The organism is Anaerotignum faecicola (assembly GCA_024460105.1).
Taxonomy (GTDB): domain Bacteria; phylum Bacillota; class Clostridia; order Lachnospirales; family Anaerotignaceae; genus JANFXS01.
Map to the genome: position 1 here is coordinate 1 of JANFXS010000228.1, position 471 is coordinate 471.

Below are 471 nucleotides of genomic sequence, written 5' to 3' on the forward strand. Positions count from 1 at the left end.
CTATCATTCTCCTTTTCCTTTTGTTTCAGGTTTTAGAATGCCTGTTCAGGAACAGTATACCATAAATCCCCTCCAATTGCGATATAATTTTCCTTTCCCTTCCAAATGTTCACGTGAGATATTCATGCAGAATTTCTCCGATCAGCTTCAATTCCTCGGGGTTCAAATCCTTCAGCCAGTCCTCCTGCTGTTTTACGGTTCTTCCCCGTTCGCGGCTGGCCGCTATCTGTTCCAGACTCTTCTTTAAATAGTCCACATCCCGTATGGATCCTTCCATTTCTGACGGCCCGATGCCGCTCCGTACCATTTCCGGCACCATATTCTGATTCCCGGCTCCCAGCTGCATCTCGTCAGCTGCCGGGCTCATACCGGACTCTGTACTTATCGTTTCCTGTATGATACCGCCCTGTCTTCCATCTCTCTGCCTTCCGTCGGACCGGCCGCTGTTCTGTCTGCGAGCCTGCGATTCCG

General features: G+C 50.3%; 1 protein-coding gene. It reads right to left on the reverse strand.

Annotated elements, in window-relative coordinates; all coding sequences use genetic code 11:
• Positions 1-109: 109 nt before the first annotated feature.
• A partial coding sequence (locus tag NE664_13680; GenBank protein ID MCQ4727683.1) for a hypothetical protein occupies positions 110-471 on the reverse strand: 362 nt, incomplete at its 5' end.